At 67.7% G+C, this 20,121-nt stretch carries 19 protein-coding genes; 4 read left to right on the forward strand and 15 right to left on the reverse strand.

Going from position 1 to position 20,121, the window contains the following annotated elements:
- Window positions 1-81: 81 nt before the first annotated feature.
- From MIC448_RS10095 to MIC448_RS10105, 3 genes are all read right to left on the reverse strand, one after another.
- Window positions 82-726, reverse strand: a complete 645-nt coding sequence (locus MIC448_RS10095) for an FMN reductase (protein WP_036299054.1) — start codon at window positions 724-726, stop codon at window positions 82-84.
- A 1-nt stretch (window position 727) separates the two neighbouring features.
- Window positions 728-1,903: an LLM class flavin-dependent oxidoreductase gene (locus tag MIC448_RS10100; protein WP_081766337.1), complete on the reverse strand. Its 1,176-nt coding sequence runs from the start codon at window positions 1,901-1,903 to the stop codon at window positions 728-730.
- Window positions 1,904-2,196: 293 nt separating this feature from the next.
- Window positions 2,197-3,084 carry an alpha/beta fold hydrolase gene (locus MIC448_RS10105; RefSeq protein WP_036299104.1) on the reverse strand — a complete coding sequence of 296 codons (888 nt, stop codon included), beginning with the start codon at window positions 3,082-3,084 and terminating at the stop codon, window positions 2,197-2,199.
- A gap of 81 nt (window positions 3,085-3,165) precedes the next feature.
- Between MIC448_RS10105 and MIC448_RS10110 the strand changes: the two genes are divergently transcribed.
- On the forward strand, window positions 3,166-4,338 hold the full coding sequence (locus MIC448_RS10110; RefSeq protein ID WP_036299107.1) for an acyltransferase family protein: 1,173 nt from the start codon (window positions 3,166-3,168) through the stop codon (window positions 4,336-4,338).
- 7 nt (window positions 4,339-4,345) lie between these two features.
- Here MIC448_RS10110 and efeB read toward each other — a convergent pair whose 3' ends face one another.
- The 5 genes from efeB to rpsO form a co-directional block, all read right to left on the reverse strand.
- Entirely contained in the window at window positions 4,346-5,650 is a 1,305-nt protein-coding gene (gene efeB, locus MIC448_RS10115) for an iron uptake transporter deferrochelatase/peroxidase subunit (RefSeq protein WP_036299056.1), read from the reverse strand.
- 52 nt (window positions 5,651-5,702) lie between these two features.
- Window positions 5,703-6,944 (reverse strand): iron uptake system protein EfeO, encoded by a 1,242-nt coding sequence (gene efeO, locus MIC448_RS10120; RefSeq protein ID WP_051513565.1) that lies wholly within the window; start codon window positions 6,942-6,944, stop codon window positions 5,703-5,705.
- The gene (efeU, locus tag MIC448_RS10125; protein ID WP_036299058.1) at window positions 6,941-7,948 is read right to left on the reverse strand and encodes an iron uptake transporter permease EfeU; all 1,008 of its coding nucleotides are present in this window, start codon (window positions 7,946-7,948) and stop codon (window positions 6,941-6,943) included. Before efeU ends, efeO begins: the two co-directional genes overlap by 4 nt.
- A 152-nt stretch (window positions 7,949-8,100) precedes the next feature.
- Window positions 8,101-9,870 (reverse strand): hypothetical protein, encoded by a 1,770-nt coding sequence (locus tag MIC448_RS10130; protein WP_036299061.1) that lies wholly within the window; start codon window positions 9,868-9,870, stop codon window positions 8,101-8,103.
- 190 nt (window positions 9,871-10,060) lie between these two features.
- Entirely contained in the window at window positions 10,061-10,330 is a 270-nt protein-coding gene (gene rpsO / locus MIC448_RS10135; protein WP_036299063.1) for a 30S ribosomal protein S15, read from the reverse strand.
- A 174-nt stretch (window positions 10,331-10,504) separates the two neighbouring features.
- Here rpsO and MIC448_RS10140 point away from each other — a divergent pair, with 174 nt between their 5' ends.
- Both MIC448_RS10140 and MIC448_RS10145 read left to right on the forward strand, forming a co-directional pair.
- Window positions 10,505-11,812, forward strand: a complete 1,308-nt coding sequence (locus MIC448_RS10140; protein ID WP_036299066.1) for an MFS transporter — start codon at window positions 10,505-10,507, stop codon at window positions 11,810-11,812.
- Window positions 11,813-12,011: 199 nt separating this feature from the next.
- Entirely contained in the window at window positions 12,012-12,917 is a 906-nt protein-coding gene (locus MIC448_RS10145; RefSeq protein WP_036299114.1) for a DMT family transporter, read from the forward strand.
- 73 nt (window positions 12,918-12,990) lie between these two features.
- Here the strand turns inward: MIC448_RS10145 and MIC448_RS10150 are convergent, their stop codons facing one another.
- The 3 genes from MIC448_RS10150 to MIC448_RS10160 all read right to left on the reverse strand — a co-directional run bounded on the left by MIC448_RS10150 (window position 12,991) and on the right by MIC448_RS10160 (window position 15,528).
- Window positions 12,991-13,557, reverse strand: a complete 567-nt coding sequence (locus MIC448_RS10150; RefSeq protein WP_036299068.1) for a YceI family protein — start codon at window positions 13,555-13,557, stop codon at window positions 12,991-12,993.
- Between the two features lie 178 nt (window positions 13,558-13,735).
- Window positions 13,736-14,104: an FKBP-type peptidyl-prolyl cis-trans isomerase gene (locus MIC448_RS10155; RefSeq protein ID WP_036299071.1), complete on the reverse strand. Its 369-nt coding sequence runs from the start codon at window positions 14,102-14,104 to the stop codon at window positions 13,736-13,738.
- 170 nt (window positions 14,105-14,274) lie between these two features.
- A complete protein-coding gene (locus MIC448_RS10160) occupies window positions 14,275-15,528 on the reverse strand; it encodes a PrsW family intramembrane metalloprotease (RefSeq protein ID WP_243419947.1) in 1,254 nt (417 codons plus the stop codon).
- Window positions 15,529-15,607: 79 nt separating this feature from the next.
- Here MIC448_RS10160 and MIC448_RS10165 point away from each other — a divergent pair, with 79 nt between their 5' ends.
- Window positions 15,608-16,483 carry a fumarylacetoacetate hydrolase family protein gene (locus tag MIC448_RS10165; protein WP_036299076.1) on the forward strand — a complete coding sequence of 292 codons (876 nt, stop codon included), beginning with the start codon at window positions 15,608-15,610 and terminating at the stop codon, window positions 16,481-16,483.
- Window positions 16,484-16,592: 109 nt separating this feature from the next.
- Here MIC448_RS10165 and MIC448_RS10170 read toward each other — a convergent pair whose 3' ends face one another.
- The 4 genes from MIC448_RS10170 to MIC448_RS10185 all read right to left on the reverse strand — a co-directional run bounded on the left by MIC448_RS10170 (window position 16,593) and on the right by MIC448_RS10185 (window position 20,110).
- A complete protein-coding gene (locus MIC448_RS10170; protein WP_036299077.1) occupies window positions 16,593-17,003 on the reverse strand; it encodes a hypothetical protein in 411 nt (136 codons plus the stop codon).
- Between the two features lie 76 nt (window positions 17,004-17,079).
- Window positions 17,080-18,546 carry an aspartate ammonia-lyase gene (locus MIC448_RS10175; RefSeq protein WP_036299080.1) on the reverse strand — a complete coding sequence of 489 codons (1,467 nt, stop codon included), beginning with the start codon at window positions 18,544-18,546 and terminating at the stop codon, window positions 17,080-17,082.
- A 170-nt stretch (window positions 18,547-18,716) separates the two neighbouring features.
- A complete protein-coding gene (locus tag MIC448_RS10180) occupies window positions 18,717-19,694 on the reverse strand; it encodes an aldo/keto reductase (protein ID WP_036299082.1) in 978 nt (325 codons plus the stop codon).
- Entirely contained in the window at window positions 19,691-20,110 is a 420-nt protein-coding gene (locus tag MIC448_RS10185) for a MerR family transcriptional regulator (RefSeq protein ID WP_051513567.1), read from the reverse strand. The genes MIC448_RS10180 and MIC448_RS10185 overlap by 4 nt, the downstream gene beginning before the upstream one ends.
- Window positions 20,111-20,121: the final 11 nt, after the last annotated feature.

Below are 20,121 nucleotides of genomic sequence, written 5' to 3' on the forward strand. Positions count from 1 at the left end.
TCCGCCCCCTGTACACGGGGTACAAGGGGCGGACTCGGCGATAAACGGCGGACTCGGCGAGAGTCGGCGGAGGATCTGGGGCTACTCCCCCGCGAGCCCGCCGAGGAGGTGGCCGAACGAGCGGCCCTCGCCGAGGTAATTGGCCGGGTCGAACGGGTCTGTCGACTCCACGGTGTCGCGGCGGGCGATCGTGTCTGCCAGCTCGCGTGCGGCCTTGTCGATGCGGTCGCCGAGCGAGGCGACCCCATCGCCCTGGGCTCCCCAGTCGCTCGAGGCAGCGAACACGCCCGTCGAAATGGCGTCCGCGTGCAGGTACGCGAACAGGGGACGGATGGCGTAGTCGATTGCGAGCGAATGGCGCGGGGTGCCCGCGTTCGCCCCGATCAGCACGGGCTTTCCGGTCAGCGCGTCGGGGTCGAGCACATCGATGAACGACTTGAACAGGCCCGAGTAACTGGTCGAGAAGATCGGCGTCACCGCGATCAGCGCATCCGACGAGACCACCGTGTTGATGGCCGCCTCGAGCGCCGGCGGGGCGAACCCCGTCAGCAGGTTGTTCGTGATGTCGTGCGCATAATCGCGCAGCTCGATCGCGTCGACCGTGGCCTCGATCCCCCGCGCCGCGAGCTCACGGACCGTCGCCGAGGCGAGCCGGTCACCGAGCAGGCGCGTCGTCGAAGGGTTCGACAGTCCCGCGGTCACGACCGCGATCCGCCGGGCGGTCATCTCAGGCTCCCCGGCGCATCGCCGCTGCGCCGAAGGACGATCCCGACGCAACCGGCTCGGACTTCTGCGCGGCGAGTTTTCCGCCCGCGACCGGCAGACCACCGGCCGCGGCGAGCGCGACTCGAGCGGCGTGGGTCGGTGCGTTCGGCACCTCGGCGGGGCGGTTCTTCGCGAGCTCCTTGCGGAGCACCGGAACGACCTCGCCGCCCAGGATGTCGAGCTGCTCGAGCACCGTCTTGACCGGTAGACCCGCGTGATCGATGAGGAACAGCTGACGCTGGTAGTCGCCGAACAGGTCGCGCATGCCCGCGTAGCGGTCGATGACCTGCTGAGGGGACCCGACGGTGAGCGGGGTCATCTCCGAGAAGTCCTCGAGGCTCGGGCCGTGTCCGTAAACGGGCGCGTTGTCGAAGTAGGGACGGAACTCACGCACGGCGTCCTGCGAGTTGGCGCGCATGAACACCTGGCCGCCGAGGCCGACGATCGCCTGCGCGGCGGTGCCGTGCCCGTAGTGCTCGAACCGCTGACGGTAGAGCCCGATCAGGCGCTGGTAGTGCTCCGCGGGCCAGAAGATGTTGTTCGCGAAGAATCCGTCGCCGTAATAGGCGGCCTGCTCAGCGATCTCGGGGGTGCGGATCGACCCGTGCCAGACGAACGGGGGCACGTCATCGAGCGGACGCGGCGTCGAGGTGAAGCCCTGCAGGGGTGTGCGGAAGCGACCCTCCCAGTCGACGACGTCCTCGCGCCACAGCTTGTGCAGCAACGCGTAGTTCTCGATCGCCAGCGGGACTCCCTGACGAATGTCCTGACCGAACCAGGGATAGACGGGCCCGGTGTTGCCGCGCCCGAGGGTCAGGTCGACGCGACCGCCGGCGAGGTGCTGCAGCATCGCGTAATCCTCGGCGATCTTCACCGGGTCGTTCGTGGTGATGAGCGTGGTCGCGGTCGAGAGCAGCAGCCGCTCGGTCTGCGCGGCGATGTAGCCGAGCGTGGTCGTCGGGGACGACGACCAGAACGGCGGGTTGTGGTGCTCGCCCAGGGCGAAGACGTCGAGACCGACCTCTTCCGCGTGCTTGGCGATGGCGATGGTGTTGCGGATCTTCTCCGCCTCGCTCGGCGTCTGTCCCGTGGTCGGGTCTTCGGTGATGTCGCTCACCGTGAAGATGCCGAACTGCACGGCCTGTCCGACGGCAGGTGTTGTGGTGTTGTCGTCCACGATCCTTCTCCCTCTGCGTTCGGGATCTCGGTCTGGGATCTCGCTCACGCATTTATTCAAGTGAATGTATCTCGTGTAACGCGTGTACGTCCAGGTTATTCCCGCGGTGTCGCGAACGCGGCGGGACGGATGTCCGTGCTCCGCGCATCCGCTCTCTACCGGCGAAACACCCTTTGTGCGACGAAACCACCCTTGCCACGGGGTGTCTCGGCGCACAAAGGGTGTCTCGGCGAAGTGGATGCCGGGGGGCGGTGTCAGCGGGCGGTGTCGAACATTGCGAGCATGTCACGGGTGAGTTGGTGCGGCGTTGTTTCGCACGGGCTGTGGCCCGTCGAATAGAGGCGCAGTTCCGCGCCGATCGCGCGCGCATAGTTGGCGTACTCGACACTCGGCCAGAGATCGCGCTCCCCGACCGCCACGAGCTTCGGGATGGGCTGGGCGGCGACATCCGCCGACACATCCGGCGTCGTCATCATGAGGCCGACGATGTCGTTGACGCTGTCGCGCCGCGTGAGGGCAAACCTCTCGCGCACGAAAGCGATCCGCCGCGGCGGGACCCGATTGAGGTTGTTGCGGATGCCCCACATCAGCAGTGCCGCACCCGTGCGCGGGGATGCCCCGGCGCTCCAGCGACCGATGCGCTTGACGCCGCGGAACACCTGTCCCGAACCGGGCGGGGTCGACAACAGCGTCAGGCTCGCGAACAGGTCGGGACGCTCGACGAGCACCTGCTGGGCGACGAGACCCGCGAAGCTGTACCCGAGCACATGCACGGGCGCCGTGCCATCCTCGAGAGCCGCAATCATGTCGTCCGCGAAAAGCCGGTAATCGTACCGGCTGCGGGGCGGGTGCAGATTCGCCGGCCCCGCCTGCCACGACTCGTATTGGCCCGCGAGGTCGAGCGACTCGACCCGGTAGCCCGCGGCCGCCAGCAGGGGGAACATCAGGACGAAGTCCTCTTTCGACCCCGTCACGCCGGGGAAGAGAAGAACCCGGGGACCATCGTTCGGCCCGAGCCGCACCCGGGCGAGCGACCCGCTCGGCGCCTCGAGAACGTCGCGAACCGTACCGTCCGGGAACACGCGCCAATCGAGGTCGGGGATCGCCCGATCCCGGCCGGGTGCGTCGTCGATCACGGTCATGAACACCTCACCTCGACGCGAGAATACCGGGACGCAACCCCCGCCGTGTGTGCGCCCCGCCACGGTAGTGTGGGCACGCCCATGAGCGACGCGACTCCACGCCCCTCCGGCGCCGACGGTGGCGCCAGCACCGGCGCGACCGCCCGGCCCCGCGCATCGGGCGCCTCGAAGCGCGTCCCCTTCTGGGACAACGCACGGTTCGCCTGCATCGTGCTTGTCGTTCTCGGCCACTCCGTGCAACGGCTGACTTACGACTCCGACATCGCGCTGGCACTGTACCTGGTCGTCTACGCGTTCCACATGCCCGCGTTCGCCATCATCTCGGGATACTTCTCGAAGGCCGGAACCCCATCGCATCGGCAGATGGCACGGGTCATCACCGACATCCTGCTCCCCTATGTGATCTTCGAGGGCCTGTGGACGCTGACGAAGTGGATCGTCGAAGGCGACGGCACGCCCAACCTCAGTCAGCCGTCGTGGACGCTGTGGTTCTTGCTAGCCCTGGGGATCTTCCGGCTCGTGCTGCCCTACCTGGCTCTGCTCCGCTGGCCCCTGCTGTGGACCGTGCTCATCTCGATCGGCGCCGGGTACCTGCCCAACATCGATTCGACGTTCTCGCTGTCCCGCACGCTCGGGCTCCTGCCCTTCTTCACGCTCGGCTGGTGGTTGCGCGAGCACGACATCGTCGACCGACTGCGACTGCTGCGTTCACGCTCGCCGCTCGTCGTGGTCGCCGCCATCGCGGCACTCGCGGTCGCAGCGTTTGTTGCCTGGTTCTACGTCGACGCCTGGGAGCAGATGAACCTCCGTACCTGGTTGTTCTACGACGACGCCTACGCCGATCTCGGCGGAACGCAGTGGTGGGCCGGCGGTGTGCGACTGGCGCTCATGGCGGTGGCGCTCATCCTGAGCGCGGCATTCCTCGTGCTCGTACCGCGCCGGAACACGTGGTGGACGCACTTCGGGCAGTACACGATGTACGTCTACCTGCTGCACTCGTTCGTGCTCTACCCCTTCCGTGAGTCGGGGGTTCTCCGCAATCTCGAACCGACGTGGCTGTGGCTCCCGATCGTCGTGGTCGTGTCGATCCTCATCGCCCTGGGTCTCGCGACCAGCCCGGTGCGGCGAATCTTCCGGCCTCTGGTCGAGCCGCGACCCGGTTGGTTGTTCTCGGATCCCGGACTCGCGAAGCGCGAGGGACGACGCTCCGACCCCACGGGCTCGCGACGGCCGGCACCGCGCGAATCGCCCTAGCGATCGCTCAGGTGAACAATCCGGCGCCGACGAAGGATGCCTGATCCGCTCCGGGCGGGATCGCCCAGATACCCGACCCGACGTGGCGGATGTATTCGTTCATCACGTCCGTCGACAGCGCGCGCTGGATCGTCACGTACCGCTCGGGCGTGCGCTGGTACGAGAGGAAGAACAGTCCCGCATCGAGACGGCCGAGTTCGTTGTTGCCGTCGACGAAGTTGTAGCCGCGCCGCAGGATCCGGACGCCGCCGTTGAGACTCGGATGTGCCAGCCGCACGTGACTGGCGGCGTCGATCGCCGTCTGACCCGAGGCATCCGTCGCCCGAAAGTCGGGTTCGGTGAACTCGCCACCACCCGAGAGCGGAGCACCCTCGCCCTTGGACCGGCCGATGATGCGCTGCTGTTCGGAGAGACGCACACGGTCCCACGACTCGATGATCATCGCGATCTTGCGTGCCACCAGGTATGAGCCGCCCGTCATCCAAGCCGGTTCGTCGGAGGCTGAGACCCAGACGTGCTCGTCGAGTCCGGCCGTGTCGTCGGCGAGGATGTTCGCCGTGCCGTCCTTGAACCCGAACAGGTTGCGCGGCGTCGCCTGCGAGGTCGTGGTCATCGAGGTGCGGCCGAATCCGAGCTGCGACCAACGGATGCGGGCGCGACCGAAAGCGATACGGCTGAGGTTACGGATCGCGTGCACGGCGACCTGGGGGTCGTCGGCGCACGCCTGGATGCAGAGGTCCCCGTCGCTCCGGGCCGGGTCGAGATCGTCACCGAGGAATGCGGGCAGCCGCTCGAGTCCCGCGGGTTTCTGCGAGGCGATGCCGTACCGGTCGCCGTCCGCGTTGCTGAAGAGACTCGGACCCACCCCTATCGTGATGGTGAGCGAGCTGGCCGGCAGCCCGAGCGCCTCACCCGTGTCGTCCGGCGGAGCCTCGAGCGATCCGCCGACCGAGCCGGTGGCGCTGACGTCGAGTCCCTGCGTCATTCGCGCGGCCGCATAGGACCAGTCCTGCAGCAGGCTGATCAGATCGTCCCGGTTCGTGCGCGCCATCATGTCGAAGGCCGCGAAATGCAGGTGGTCCTGGACGGGCGTCACGATCCCGGCCTGGTGTGCACCGAAGAAAGCGTGCACGCCCTCCGCGCCTCCCCCGGCGCCCGAGGCCGTGGCGCTCGAGATCGCCAGGCCCCCGGCGACACCGCCCGCGCCACCGACGGCGATGCCCGCCGCACCAGCGCCGAGCAGACCGAGCAGCCCGCGACGTGACAGGCCGGGACGGGGCTCTTCGCCGGACGGCGATGCCGGGGCACCCACAGAGGGGGCCCCGGCATCCGTCCCGCCCGTCGGCGGAATTGGTTCGCTCACATCACTCCAGAACGGTCACCGTGAGCTGCGAAAGCGGCTCGGCGAGGGCATTGATCAGATCGGTGAACTCGCGCTTGTCGTCGTCGGTCAGCTCACGGTAGTTCACGAAACCGTCGGCGAGTGATCCGTGCTTCGCGAGGGATGCCTCGAGGTCGGCGTAGCCCGCGTCGATCTCTTGGACGAGCGACGCGCCCTCGTCGCCCTTCGATGCCGCGAAGTCGCGCGCGAGCGAGAACGCCATCTTGGAGCCCTCGACGTTTGCCGCGAAGTCCCAGAGATCGGTTCCCGACCACCAGTCCTCCTCACCCGAGATCTTGCCGGTCGCAACCTCGTCCAGCAGCGCGATGGCGCCATTCGACAGGCCCGCGACACCCTGCGCGTCGAGCGCCTCCTGGAAGTCGTCGGAGTGGACGTAGGTGTCGAGCTCCTGGATATCGGCGACCAGTTCATCGCCGAAGGCGGCGCGTTCCTCGGTCGTCGACGGGGTCCAGTCCTGCCAGGCCGAGGTTTCGCCGTCCGCATTCAACGCGTCGAGCGCGGGAACCCAGAGGTCCTTCTCGATGCGGTGGAAGCCCGTCCAATCCAGCCCCTCGGCAACGGCGTCGACCTCGCGGTAGTCGATCCGCGGATCGAGATCGCCGAGCGCCTCAGCGACCGGCTCGATGCGCTCGTAGAACGCGCGCACCTGCGGGAACAAGGCGCGGGCGGTGTCGTCGTCCCCGGTCGCGTAGGCCGTTGTGAATTCTTCGACCGCGGGAACGAGCTGCTCCACCTGATCCTTCACGAACGCGGCATACAGGTCGACCGCCTGCTGCTTCTGCTCGGCGTCCGGGCCATCGATCGCGACCGAGTCACCCGAGACAGAGAAGCCCGCACGGCCGACGCCCTCACCGATCATGCCCGGCTTGCAGAGCGTGAAGTACTCGCCCGGCTGCGCGACGACGGTGAGGGTCCGTGACGCGCCCGGGGCGATGTTCTCGACCTCGCCGACGATCCGCAGCCCGTCCTCGGCCAACAGGTAGAACTCGGTGATCTGATCACCCTCGTTCGTCACGTCGAAGGCGAGGGTGCCGCTCGATGCCGTCGTCGCCGAGACATCGCACCCGGCGTCGGTCGACGACACGGTGATGGCGTCGGCAGCCGCGACATCCGCCTTGGCGACGCAACCGGCGAGCGCCAGGGCAGCAACGGCGGCAACGGCGGTCGTCGTCAGGCCTCTCGCGAAGATCCTGTGGGCGGTCATAGTGCTCCTTGCTGAGTGGGGTCGGGTGACGAAGGGGAAGCATGAGCGGATGCCGGGGCGACCGGTGCGGCGGATGACGGAGTGGACTTCGGGGCGGATGTCGCGGCTGTCGGAGCTGCTGCAACCGAGGGCGTGTGCGCGCGGACATTGCGCACGAACACAAAAGCGACGACCCCGACATACGCGACCCAGGCGATCACCTGCAGCCACGACATCCGGGGCATGAAGCCGACCGTCGCCTGCAGGATCGCGGCCAGCGGCCCACCGGGCGTGATCGCGGCGCTGACGTCGAACGCCCATCCGAAGGGGAAGCCGACCCAGCCAACCGCGACCGCGCCGGTGGTGGGATCGATCGGCGCGAGGGCGGTGAACGGCCCGGGCAGAACCCCCGCCTCTTGCAGGTCGTGGATACCGTACGCGAGCACGCCCGCCGCGACGACGATGAGGAAGGCGCCGGTCCAGGTGAAGAATCGGCGAAGATCGAGCCGCAGCATCCCGCGCGCGAGCAGCCAGCCGAGCACGACGGCCGTCAGCAGACCGAGCAGCGCACCGAGCAGGGCTTCGGGCGCATTGCCGAACGACTGCACCATGGTCCACAGCAGCAGCGTCGTCTCGATCCCCTCGCGGGCGACGGAGATGAAACCGATCGCGACGAGCCCCCACAGCGTCGTGCTGGCGAGCGCGCGGTCGATCTCGGCGTGCAGGGTGTTCTTGAGCGTGCGCCCGGCCCGCTGCATCCAGAAGATCATCCACGTCACCATGGCGACGGCGGCCAGCGACAACAGCCCGCCGATGATCTCCTGAGCCTCGAAGGTCAGGGCGAACGCACCGAAGGTGAAGATCGCGCCCAGTGCCACCGACAGGGCAATGGCGAGTCCGACGCCGATCCACAGCCGGGGCAGCACGTCGCGACGACCGAGCCGAGACAGGTAGGCCACAAGGATGCCGACGACGAGGGCGGCTTCGAGGCCTTCACGCAGGCCGATGAGGAAGGTGGCGAACACGGTGCTATCGCGCGGCTTTCGGGGTTTTCGAGGAATCCGGAGTGCTTTCGGAGCATCCGTTTATGAGGTTAGGCAACCCTCACTTACGGGACGATACTCCCGCGAGCACGCACACTTCAAATCGGATCCCGTGAAGCGTCAGCGGGGATAGATCAGCTGCGCGCGTCGGAGTTCAGTGCCTCGGATGCCGAGGGACCGGGCACTTCGGGCCGCGTCCGCGCCGCGATCCATCGCGAGGGCGTGTACGTCAGCACGGCCCACAACGCCACCGCGAGGACGGCATAGATCGCGAACATCGCCACCCACAGAGCGAACGGGGTATCGACGGTCGTCCAGCTCGCCGGGAGCGGGAGGACGATGAAGAGGAAGACGCCGATCGCGACCGCCTCGGCGATCGCCCAGCGGATGCGGCTGTGCGCCCAGAGCGTCGCCCCGATCAACCCCGGCAGGGGCAGCAGAACGAGGAACAGGGCCGCGAGGCATCCGACCGCGAGTCCCGCGAAGAGCTCGACGACCAACAGGCCGATCATTCCCCCTGTTGTGCCGAATGCGAGCCCGACTGCGACGCTGTAGACGAGCCAGGAAGTAACCCCGGCGATGAGGAGCCAGGTCGCCTCGCCGAGTGCCTGGTCGACGTCGCGTCTGCTCGGGGTATCGCCATTGCCATCACGTCGTGCCGACATCTCACCCACGAACGCCAGACCGAAGACCAACCCGAAGACGAAGCCGGGGTCGAACCCGGCGACCCGGCTCGCCAGCGCCGTGACCAGCACGACGAGCAAAGACCCGAGCCGGAGACGGAGACGCGCCGGGGCTCCCCTGCGCCCGAGCCACCACGCCAACACGACCAGGCCCGCCACGTTCTCGATCAGGAACGCCCCGACAAGCGATAGCAACAGCCGTACGGAGCCCCCGTTCAGACCGAAATCGGGCTCGACGACCGCGGCGAAGAGCGCGGCGAGTACGACTCCCCCGCCGACCACCACGACCGTCGGCAGGTTTTCGACGGCACGGGCCAGGGCGCGCATCCGCATCCGCAGCGGCCGGAACACGGGCCGAAGCATCCCTCCCCACTCGTCGTAGCGAGCTGACAGCGCCGAATCGACCAGGCGACCGGGCAGGCCGATCAGCGCCACGAGCACGAGCGCGGCCGCGATGCATCCGCCGACCGCAGCGGGGCCGAAGTCCACCTCCGCCGCCGTACGCAGGCCGCTGAGCGTCGACGGCGTCGTCGCGCTGAAGCCGTCGGGGGTGGGTGCCGGGATGGGCTCGAACTCGGTCTCTTCCTCCACGACGGCGGGCTCGGCAACGAACGCCGCCAGCACGTTCGACTGGAGGTCCGCCGCGAGGACATCACCCCAGTTGTAGACGGCCTGCAGTTGCTCGACACCCTCTTCGAGCTGCGCGGTCGGGTCGTAGACGAAGAACCAGTACCCGTCGGCGTAGTGAAAGCGGAAGCTCGGGTCGACCTCCTCGGCCATATTCGTGAATTCGGCCGGGATGGCGCGGTAGATGACGTCGGCTCCTTCTGCGACGTCTGCGTTGGTGCCGTCGATATCGACACGTGCGAACCGTCCCGTCGCCAGCAAGCGCTCGCCCTCGGCAGCGGCCTGCTCGGGGGTGAGCTCGATGTAACCGACGGCGAAGGCCTGGCCGCGCAGGGCGTTCGGATCCGCCCACCAGCACTGCCGGCCCTCCGCGGGGAACAGCGGGGTGGCGTTCTCGGTCGGCACGAACCCTCGGGCGGCAACATCGGCGAGGATGCCGGGGCTCAGCAGGTCATCGCAAGCCAGCGGACCTTCGACGGCGGCCGTAACCGGTTGGCTCGCAGACGCTGCGCTCGCGGAGGCGACGCCGACGAGCGCCACCCCCGACGCCAGGATCGTCATGACGGTGCCCGCGACGACACGCGCCCACAGCATCCGTGCTCGTCTTCCGCTCCCCAGCGAGAACCCCATACCCGGGACCTTATACCGGGGCCTCTGCGCTGCACACCCCCGGGGGGCTCATCCGCCCGCCACCCCCGCCGGGGAACCCGCGCCCGGGCAAGACGAAGGCCCGCCCCACACCGTGGGACGGGCCTTCGAGAAAGCGATTGAACGCTGGTGCGACTTAGCGGCGCAGCCCCAGCTTCTCGATCAACGCGCGGTAGCGGTTGATGTCGATGTCCTGGAGGTAGCCGAGCAGACGACGGCGCTGACCGACCATCAGGAACAGACCACGACGCGAGTGGTGGTCGTGCTTGTGCTCCTTCAGGTGCTCTGTGAGGTCCTTGATGCGCTGCGTCAGCATCGCGACCTGCACCTCGGGGGATCCGGTGTCACCGGGGTGCGTCGCGTACTCTTCGATGATCGCCTTCTTGGCTTCGAATTCAAGCGGCATAGAGGGGATCCCCTTTCTCTTCATTGCGCGGCGCCCATCGCCTGATGCGTGAGCTCTCTTTATCCGCGGCCGATCGAACGGCAACCTCCAGAGTCTACCAGTTGATGGAACGACGGACGAGCGGATGCCGGAGCTCGGCTAACCTCGTGGGGTGCAACACGGGGCGGATAGGTGATGGCGCGACTGCGCCGCGAACACTTCATCGATCTGCGCCCCCTCACCCAGAGCCCGGCCTTCGCCCGACTGTGGATCGGATCGACCCTCGCGGGCCTCGGCGGTCAGCTGACGATCGTCGCGGTCATGCTGCACGTCTTCGAGCTGACGGGATCGACGCTGGCGGTCGCCATGATCGCCGTGGCCGGGCTCGTTCCGATGGTCCTGGCGGGGCTGTACGGGGGCATGCTCGCCGACTACTTCGACCGTCGCGCGGTCGCCTTGATCGCGGCATCCATCACCTGGGTCTCCACGCTGCTGCTCGCGGTTCTGGCGTGGACGGGCAACGAAACGGTGGCGTGGCTGTTCGTGCTCTCGATCGTCAACTCCTCGGCCAACTCGATCGTCTCGGCCACGAAGTCCGCCATCACGCCGCGTCTCGTCCCGCGCGAGCTGCTGCCCGCGGCGGCGGCGCTCAGCGGCATCACGGTCGGCATCATGGTGATGGCCGGGCCGGCGCTCGCGGGTGTCCTGGTCGCGTTCGTCGGATATCCGTGGACCTACACGGTCGACGTCGTGCTGATGCTGACCCTGTTCCTCGGACTCTGGACCCTGCCGCGCATCCGCCCCGAAGGTGTCACCGTCCGACCGGGATTGCGCTCCCTCGCCGACGGATGGGCGTTCCTCAAGCAGGCTCCGAACATCCGGTTGCAGTACCTCCTCGATATCGTCGCGATGACCTTCGGCCACCCCCTCGCCCTCTTCCCCGCGATCGGTGCGGTGCTTCTCGGCGGCGGGGCGATCACGACGGGCGTCCTGACCGCCGCTATCGCGGCCGGAGCATTCTTCTCCAGCTTGTTCTCGGGACCGATCGGGCGCGTCCGGCGGCAGGGTCTCGGCATCGAACGGTCGATCCTGGTGTTCGGCGCGGCCACGGCGGGCTTCGGTGGCATACTCCTCGCCGCGGCGTTCGGGGTGTTCGCACCCGCGGGTCTGGGCGAGGATGTCGCGAACATCCCCCTCATCGCCCTCTCGATGATCCTGCTGGCGGTGACGGGCGCGGCCGACAACGTCAGCGCGATCTACCGGCAGACGATGATGCAGTCCGCGGTGCCCGACGCGATCCGCGGACGCCTGCAGGGCGTCTTCATGGTCGTCGTGGCGGGCGGCCCGCGCCTGGGTGCGCTCTACGCCGGCACGCTGGCAACCGTGACAGCGCTGTGGTTCCCGCCTCTCATCGGAGGGTTCATCATCGTCACCCTCGTGGCACTGCTGGTGCGCCGTAGCCCGCGGTTCCGTGCGTACGACGCGCTCGACCCGCAGCCCTGACCCCTGACAAGGGCCCGCGCGGGCCTCGCGCATCGTCGCGAGACGGCCGAACGTCGGCGGATTCCGGACGCGGCATCCGTTGACGCCCGTGGACGTCGGATGCCGGGGCTAGAGTCAGCCGGTGAGCACCACCCCGCCCCCGATCAAACGCTCGGCCGCCCCGTCGTCCGGCTCCCCCGCGGCCGCCCCGGCGCGATCCATCGCCGGACCGTCCAACGCCTGGATCGCCCTGCAGTTCGCCCTGACCGGCATCGTCTGGGGCTCGAGCTTCCTGTTCATGAAGGTGGCCCTCGAGGGCATGTCGCCCGGCCAGGTCGCGTGGTCGCGCCTCGTTCTCGGGGCGATCACGCTCGGCATCTTCGTCTCGCTGCGCCGCGAGCGCCTGCCGCGGGTTCCGCGCGTCTGGATGCACATGACCGTGCTCGCGATCACGTTCTGCGTGATCCCATTCCTGCTGTTCTCGTGGGCACAGCAGCACGTCACGTCGGGTCTCGCCAGCATCTACAACGCCACGACGCCCATCATGACGGCGGTCATGGCGGGCCTGCTGTTCCGCGTCGAACGTCTCAAGGGCATGCAGATCGCGGGGATCGTGGTCGGGATCCTCGGTGTGATGGTGCTCATCGCTCCGTGGGAGGGTCTCGATCTCGACCAGAGCCTGATCGCCCAGCTCGCGATCCTCGGCGCCACCGCCTGCTACGGATTCAGCCTCGCGTACATGCGCAAGTTCGTCTCCAACTCAGGCATGAGCGCCCTGATGTTCTCGTTCCTCAACATCGGCATCGCCGCGCTGATCATGCTCGTCCTCACCCCCGTCGTTGCGCTCGGCGAGGTCACGCTCAACCCCTGGATCGTCGCGAGCATCCTGCTTCTCGGATGCCTCGGCACCGGCATCGCCTACATCTGGAACCAGAACGCCCTGCGCGCATGGGGCCCGACCCGCGCGTCGACGGTCACCTACCTCACGCCCGTCGTCGGCGTCGCCCTCGGCCTGATCGTGCTGGGCGAACCGCTCTCGTGGAACGAACCGGCCGGGGCGCTCGTCGTCTTCCTCGGCATCCTGCTCGCCCAGGATCGCCTGCGCCTCGGCCGCCGTCGGCCCTAAGTCGGAAACGACAGAAGGACGGATGCCGAAGCATCCGTCCTTCTGCGTTCGCGGGGAGAACCCCGCAACAGGATCAGGCCGCGAGGGCGCCCTGCAGGTCGAGCTCGATCGTGACGTCCTTGCCGACGAGCACGCCACCGGTCTCGAGGGCGGCGTTCCAGGTCAGGCCGAAGTCCTCGCGGTTGATGACGGCCTTGGCGGTCGCGCCGGCCTTGTAGTTGCCCCACGGGTCGGTGCCGAAGCCGCCGAAGTCGAAGTCGAACGTGACGGGCTTGGTGACGTCCTTGATCGTCAGGTTGCCGTCGACCAGGAAGTCGCCGTTCTCGATGCGGACACCGGTGGAGCGGAACTCCATGGTCGGGTAGGTCTCGACGTCGAAGAAGTCGGCCGAGCGAAGGTGGTTGTCGCGACCCTCGTCCTTCGTGTCGACCGACGCGACGTCGACCGTGGCCTCGACCGTGGCCTCGAGCGGGTTCTCGGGGGCCGTCAGGGTGGCGGACTTGACGCCGAACGTGCCGCGCACCTTCGAGATCATCATGTGGCGGACGCTGAACTGCACCTCGCTGTGCGAGGGGTCGAGGGTCCAGGTGCCGGCCTTGTAGCCGGGGAACTCGATGGGGGTGGCGGTGGTATCGGTCATTTTCGTCCTTCGGTTCGGTGGGCCGGGATTCCGGCGGTTCGTGGGACCCAACGGCTACGCGCTCGGCTCTATTCCCGTGAATGAAGATTTTTTCGACGGATCCGAAGCTCGGATTGCCGCGGAACACGGAAAGGCTCGGCGCGCGAATCGCGGCGCCGAGCCTTTCCGTGGGAACGTGTCAGCCGACCTTGATCAGATCGATGATGAAGATGAGGGTCTTTCCGCCGAGGAAGTGCCCGCCCGCCGGCCCGTAGGCGAGGTGCGGAGGGATCACGAGCTCGCGACGTCCGCCTTCCTTCATACCCGGGATGCCGTCCTGCCAACCCTGGATCAGGCCACGGAGCGGGAACTGGATGCTTTCGCCCCGGCTCCACGACGAGTCGAACTCTTCACCCGAGTCGTACTCGACACCCGCGTAGTGCACGGTCACGGTATCGCCGGGTTTCGCCTCGGCACCCTCTCCGACGATGATGTCGCGGACGACCAGGGTCTCGGGCGCGGGGCCCTCGGGGGCGTCGAACGTGGGCTTTGTGCGGTCTGCAGTCATGACTCCATCCAACCGGACCGCTGATGTCGGGTCAAAGCCGCCCCGAGCACTCTTGACACCTTCACAGGCCGGGGGCAGACTCAATGCAGGCCAACTCAGCGCCCGGTAGACACGCAGGCATCGCCGCGGCACCGGGCGCTGAGTCATTCCCCGGGCGACCGGAGGCAGCCTCAGATCGATAGAAGCGAGGCCCGCGCCGCGGCCGTGCGAGCGAGCAGCACGCGTTCGTCTTCGGCGGCCGAGGCATCCCGTCCCGAGATCGCGCGCTGGCGCGCCGCGGCCAGCGCGGTGGCGTCGGCGATGAAGGCGCGCATGATCGGCGAGCGATCGGTGCGGAGCGTCTTCGACCACCGGAGTGCCTCGCGGCGCCCCGCGGGAGTGGCGAGCATGTCGACCTCTTGCGCGGTGAACCATCCCGCCGAGGCGTATTCGCCGAGGCGTGCGTGGGTGAGGCGTGCTTCTTCGCGGCGGAGAGCCAGGATTCCGAGCATGAATCCGATGAAGAGCGGAACCTGGAGCGTCAGGTAGAGGCCGAAGAAGTCGCCGAGCATCGCCGACCCGTTCCAGAACGCGTGGAGTGCGATCGCCCCGATCAGCCCCAGACCGAGTGCCCCCAGGGCTCGACCGCCCGTCGCGCCGCGTCTGGCTGCAAGCCCCAGCGCGAAGCCGGCCACGGCGGTGAACATGGCGTGAGCGAAGGGCGAGAGGATGCCGCGAACGAAGAACGTCGCCGTGAGGTCCCCCGCTCCCCCGTCGAGATAGCTGATCGCGAAGTACTGGATGTTCTCGGTGAAGGCGAAGCCCGCACCCACCAGAGCGCCGTACACGATGCCGTCCACGGGGCCATCTATCGCGCGACGGGCGGTCACGAAGATCAGCAACAGGCCGAGAGCCTTCGCGACCTCTTCGACGACAGGAGCCTGCACGACGGTCGAAAACAGGTCCCGGGCGGACGAGTCGCTGTTTCCGATCAGCAGGATGATGCCCAGGTCGACGAGCAGCGCGATCCCGACCGAGGCGATCGCGCCCCAGGCGACCGCGAACACGACGAGTCCGCGCGGTTCGGGCTCCCATCGATCTATCGTCCTCACGGCGAAGAGCACGACGGCGAACGGCACGAGCGCCACGATCATCCCGATGATGGAGGCGCTCGCACCGAGGAAGGTGAGGAAATAGCCGACGAGCCCGATGAGCAGCACGGCCAAGAGTGCGAACAGCCAGATCGAGACCCGGCGCCCCTTCCGGGGCAACGCGGGGACCGAATCGACCGAGCCGGAGACGGGTACGGGCGAGGGCGGGATGTACGCCCCGGGGGCGTGCTGTGGTTGTGCGAGGGGCGACACGAACGACGCAGCGGTCGGCACCGAGGCGGCGGGGTCGGGCGAACCGGGGCGGTCTGGCCAGGGCGGGGGCGCATACGTCACCCGGCCAGCTTATGGCGGGCGTGCTCACTCAGAGGGCGGCGACAGAGACCCCGCAACCCGCGCGGGGTAGCGTGGGTGTGTGCGTTTTGCCCACATCGTGCCCTCCGGGGCGAGTTCTCCCGTCCTTGCCGTTGTCGAGCGCGACGAGGCCATCGCCATCCCCGATCTCGTTTCGGACGGTCCCGCCGACCTTCAGTCCCTGATCGAATCGGGCCAGGAGGGGCTTCTGCGCGTGCGCCGGGCGTTGGAACAGCCGCCGGCCGGCGTGCCACGGCATCGGCTCGCCGATGTCACCTTCGCCTCGATCTCGAACCGCCCTCCGCTCATCCTCGCGATCGGACTGAACTACTCTGCGCACTCGAGCGAGCTGGGACTGAAGACGGATGCCGCGCCGACGGTCTTCAGCCTCTGGCCGAATTCGCTGACGGGCCACGAGCAGACCACCTCCTGGCCTCGGACTCTCAGCGAGTCCGTCGACTACGAGGCGGAACTCGGCGTGATCATCGGCGCCCCCGCTCGCGACGTCTCACCCGAGGACGCTCTGGATCATGTGTGGGGGTACACGGTCGTCAACGACATCACCGCGCGGGACATCCAGTTCTCGGAGGCGCAGTGGTCGCGCTGCAAGTCGTTCGACGGCTTCACCCCCACGGGCCCGTTCGTAGTGACGGCGGATGAGATCCCCGACCCGCAAGACCTGCACATCTGGGCCGTCGTCGATGGACATACGGTTCAGGATGCGTCAACGAATCAGATGGTGCGCTCGGTCGCGACGCTCATCTCGCACCTCTCCGGCACGACAACGTTGTTGCCCGGCACCCTCATCTCGACCGGCAGCCCGGGTGGCGCGGGTTATTCGCGCGACCCGCAGATCTTTCTCCGCGACCGCTCGACCGTCACGGTCGGCGTGGACGGTATCGGCGAGCTGACGACGCACTGCCGCATCCTCGACTGACGCCCCGGTCGTTGAGCGAGCCGCGAAACGCCGAGTCGAAACGCACCGACACGACGACGCGTTTCGACGAGCGCCGCTCGCTCAACGACCGGACGTTCGCGGTCGGGGGTTATGACTCGATCGTGGAGCAGTCCACCTCGATGCCCTGGACGATCACCGTTCCCACGTAGTCCACTGCGTCACACGCAGTGATGGCTTCTGTGGCGAAGCCCGCGGCGGCGGTGATTGCCACGATCACGATGATGCCGATGATGATGCTCAGCACGAAGAGCACGGAGCCGACGATGATCGCCCAGACCGCGGGGGTGTTCTTGACGCCGGCCTTGCGGCTCTGGACGAGCGCGACGATGCCGAGGATCAGGCCGATGAAGTTCGCGAAGAAAGCGACGATCAGCGCGACGATACCGAGGGTCTTGCCCGGGATCGGAGCGCCGGGAGCTGCGCCGGCCGGTGCGGGCGGTGCTGTCGGATAGGCGGGCGGCGGCGGGGTGTGGTCTGCGGGTCCGTTGGCGTCGGTCATGAAAAGTCCTCTCGTCGGTACGCGCTCGAACCTATCGGTTCGGCGGTGGAGCGGGAGGAAGCGGCTCCGGCGATCCTCAGAGATCCTCGGCCGCGACGATGACCGGAATCGCCGCGGTGACCGCCTCGAGACCCGAGAGCCGCGCGGGCGAGAGTTGTTTGGCGACCTCTTCCGCCGACATCAGTCCCGCCTCGACGACCAGATCGCCGACGTTTCGTCCGGTCAGCAGGGCGGTCTTGGCCAGAGCAGCGGATGCCGCGTACCCGATGAACGGAGTAAGCGCCGTCACGACGCCGACCGACGAGCCCACCATCGCGCCGAGCCGGTCGCGGTTGGCCGTGATGCCGTCGATGCAGTTGACACGCAGGGTCCACATGGCCTGACGCATCCAGGTGATCGACTGGAAGATCGAGTGCGCGATGACCGGTTCGAACGCGTTGAGCTGCAGCTGCCCGCCCTCGACGGCCATCGTGACCGTGACATCCGCTCCCGCCACCGCGAAAGCGACCTGATTGACGACTTCGGGAATCACCGGGTTGACCTTGCCGGGCATGATGCTCGACCCCGCCTGCCGAGCGGGCAGGTTGATCTCGCCGAGCCCCGCCTGCGGGCCGGACGAGAGCAGCCGCAGGTCGTTGCAGATCTTCGAGAGCTTGATCGCGTTGCGTTTGAGTGAGGCCATGAACGACATGAATCCACCGGTGTCGCTTGTGGATTCGACCAGGTCGGCAGCGGTTTCCAGCGGCAGACCCGAGATGCCGCTGAGGTGACGCACGACCGACTGCGCGTAGCCGCGGTGGGCCGTGATTCCCGTGCCGATCGCGGTCGCGCCCATGTTGACCTCGGTCAGCAGATGGGCGTTCTCGCGCAGGCGGTGGTAGTCCTCACCGAGGGTGGTGGCGAAACCGTTGAACTCCTGCCCCAGCGTCATCGGCACGGCATCCTGCAGCTGTGTCCGTCCCACCTTGAGCACATCGTGGAACTCGGTGGCCTTCGCGAGGAATGAGCGGCGCAGCAGGTCGAGCTCCTCCAGCAAGCTCACGAGCGACAGGCTCAACCCCACCTTGATGGCGGTGGGATAGACGTCGTTCGTCGACTGGCTGCGATTCGTGTGATCGATCGGCGACAGGAACGCGTAGTCGCCCTTCGTCCGTCCCGCCATCTCGAGCGCGACGTTCGTGATGACCTCGTTCGCGTTCATATTGGTCGACGTGCCCGCGCCGCCCTGAATCACGCCCACGACGAACTGGTCGTGGAATTCACCGTCGATGACGCGCTGAGCGGCACGATCGATCAGGTCGGCCTTGTCGGCGTCCAGCACACCGATCTCGCGATTGGCACGGGCGGATGCCTGCTTCACCATCGCCAGCGCTCGCACGAGCTCCGGATAGACCGAGATCGGCCGCTTCGCGATCGGAAAGTTCTCCAGCGCACGGGCAGTGTGGATGCCCCAGTAGGCCTCGGACGGGATCTCGAGACTTCCGAGCGAGTCGGATTCGGTACGGGTAGGCGGTGTTGCGTCCACGTCGATGTGGGGGGCCATGTGGTGTCCTTGTGGGTCGATCACGGCGGAAAAAGAGATGCCCCGAGCCTACCCGTGACGAACGCCGCGCCCGCCGCGATATACGGCGAGCGCGGCGTCCTGAACTCCCCCGCGAACCTCGGCGGTTCGGCGGGTTCAGCGCGCGCGAAGGGTTCGGCGATTCGGAGCCCTCAGCGGTTCACCGGAGTCATGTCGGCGTACCGGTCCCCGACGGGTGTTCCCACCTCGCCCAGAGCGGCGATCTGTTCCGGCGAGAGCCGCACCGCGTCCGCGGCGACATTCTCCTCCAGGGCCACGATGCGGCGCGTTCCCGGGATCGGCGCGATGTCATCGCCCTGGGCCAGCAGCCACGCGAGGGCGACCTGCGCGGGAGTCGCGCCGACCTCCTGCGCGACGGTCTCGACCTTTTCGACGATCGCGAGGTTCGCGTCGAGCGCCTCACCCGCGAAGCGCGGGTTGGAGCGGCGGAAGTCGCTCTCGTCGAGCTGATCGAGGGAACGGATGGCACCGGTCAAGAACCCCCGCCCGAGGGGCGAATACGGCACGAACCCGATGCCGAGTTCGCGAACCGTCGGCAGGATCTCCGCCTCGGGATCGCGACTCCAGAGCGAGTACTCGGTCTGGAGCGCCGTCACCGGATGCACCGCGTGCGCCCGCCGGATCGTCGCGGGCGCGGCCTCCGACAGGCCGTAGTGCAGGATCTTGCCCTCGGCGATCAAGTCAGCGAGCGCCCCGACCGTCTCTTCGATGGGCGTCGCCGGGTCCATCCGGTGCTGGTAGTACAGATCGATGTGATCTGTACCGAGTCTGCGCAGCGAACCCTCGACCGAGAGCCGCACGTTCTCGGCGCTCCCATCCAACCCGCCCTGTCCGTCGGAGGAGTGGCGGATCGTGCCGAACTTCGTCGCGATGACGACCTCGTCCCGTCGCCCGGAGATGGCTCGGGCGAGCAATTCCTCATTCAGATAGGGACCGTAGATTTCGGCGGTGTCGAGGAACGTGACGCCGAGCTCGAGCGCGCGGTGGATGGTGCGGATGGCGCCCTCATCGTCCCGCGTGGCCCCGGTGTAGAACGCGCTCATACCCATAAGTCCGAGACCGATCCGGCCGATGACGGGTCCGTCCGTTCCCAGCGTGATCTTCTTCATGTGTTCGTCCCTTTTTGTTCGTAAATGGCGATCTTGATGTCGATGGCGGCGAGGCTCGCCGTGATGTCGTCGAGCTGGTGCAGGACGGCGACGCGGTGCCGCACCAGCAGTTCGCGGCGTGCGTCGACCGTTTCGTCGCCTTGGCGAACCAACTCGGTGTACTCGCGGATTGTCGCGATGGGCATGCCGGTCAACCGCAATCGGGTCAGGAACTGCACCCACGCGATGTCGGCGTCACCGTAGCGACGATGGGTCGACGAGGCCCGCTCGACGGGGTCCAGCATGAGCCCGGCTCGCTCGTAGTAGCGCAGGGTGTGTGTCGAGAGGCCAGTCGCGGCCGCCGCGTCCGAGATCGCGACGCCGACGCCGACGCCGACGCTGACGCCGGGTACCGGCGAGTCGTGGGTGAGGGTCATGTCCCCACGCT

It is taken from the genome of Microbacterium sp. C448, assembly GCF_000582705.2.
Taxonomy (GTDB): domain Bacteria; phylum Actinomycetota; class Actinomycetes; order Actinomycetales; family Microbacteriaceae; genus Microbacterium; species Microbacterium lacus_A.

Excerpts from the sequence above, each read along its gene's own strand:
- MIC448_RS10110 (WP_036299107.1), top strand. The coding sequence starts at position 3,166 with ATGAGCGACGCGACTCCACGCCCCTCCGGCGCCGACGGTGGCGCCAGC.
- MIC448_RS10150 (WP_036299068.1), bottom strand. The coding sequence starts at position 13,557 with ATGACCGATACCACCGCCACCCCCATCGAGTTCCCCGGCTACAAGGCC.
- MIC448_RS10180 (WP_036299082.1), bottom strand. The coding sequence starts at position 19,694 with ATGAAGAAGATCACGCTGGGAACGGACGGACCCGTCATCGGCCGGATC.
- MIC448_RS10105 (WP_036299104.1), bottom strand. The coding sequence starts at position 3,084 with ATGACCGTGATCGACGACGCACCCGGCCGGGATCGGGCGATCCCCGAC.
- MIC448_RS10175 (WP_036299080.1), bottom strand. The coding sequence starts at position 18,546 with ATGGCCCCCCACATCGACGTGGACGCAACACCGCCTACCCGTACCGAA.
- MIC448_RS10170 (WP_036299077.1), bottom strand. The coding sequence starts at position 17,003 with ATGACCGACGCCAACGGACCCGCAGACCACACCCCGCCGCCGCCCGCC.
- MIC448_RS10155 (WP_036299071.1), bottom strand. The coding sequence starts at position 14,104 with ATGACTGCAGACCGCACAAAGCCCACGTTCGACGCCCCCGAGGGCCCC.
- rpsO (WP_036299063.1), bottom strand. The coding sequence starts at position 10,330 with ATGCCGCTTGAATTCGAAGCCAAGAAGGCGATCATCGAAGAGTACGCG.
- MIC448_RS10140 (WP_036299066.1), top strand. The coding sequence starts at position 10,505 with ATGGCGCGACTGCGCCGCGAACACTTCATCGATCTGCGCCCCCTCACC.
- MIC448_RS10185 (WP_051513567.1), bottom strand. The coding sequence starts at position 20,110 with ATGACCCTCACCCACGACTCGCCGGTACCCGGCGTCAGCGTCGGCGTC.
- MIC448_RS10130 (WP_036299061.1), bottom strand. The coding sequence starts at position 9,870 with ATGCTGTGGGCGCGTGTCGTCGCGGGCACCGTCATGACGATCCTGGCG.
- MIC448_RS10095 (WP_036299054.1), bottom strand. The coding sequence starts at position 726 with ATGACCGCCCGGCGGATCGCGGTCGTGACCGCGGGACTGTCGAACCCT.
- efeO (WP_051513565.1), bottom strand. The coding sequence starts at position 6,944 with ATGACCGCCCACAGGATCTTCGCGAGAGGCCTGACGACGACCGCCGTT.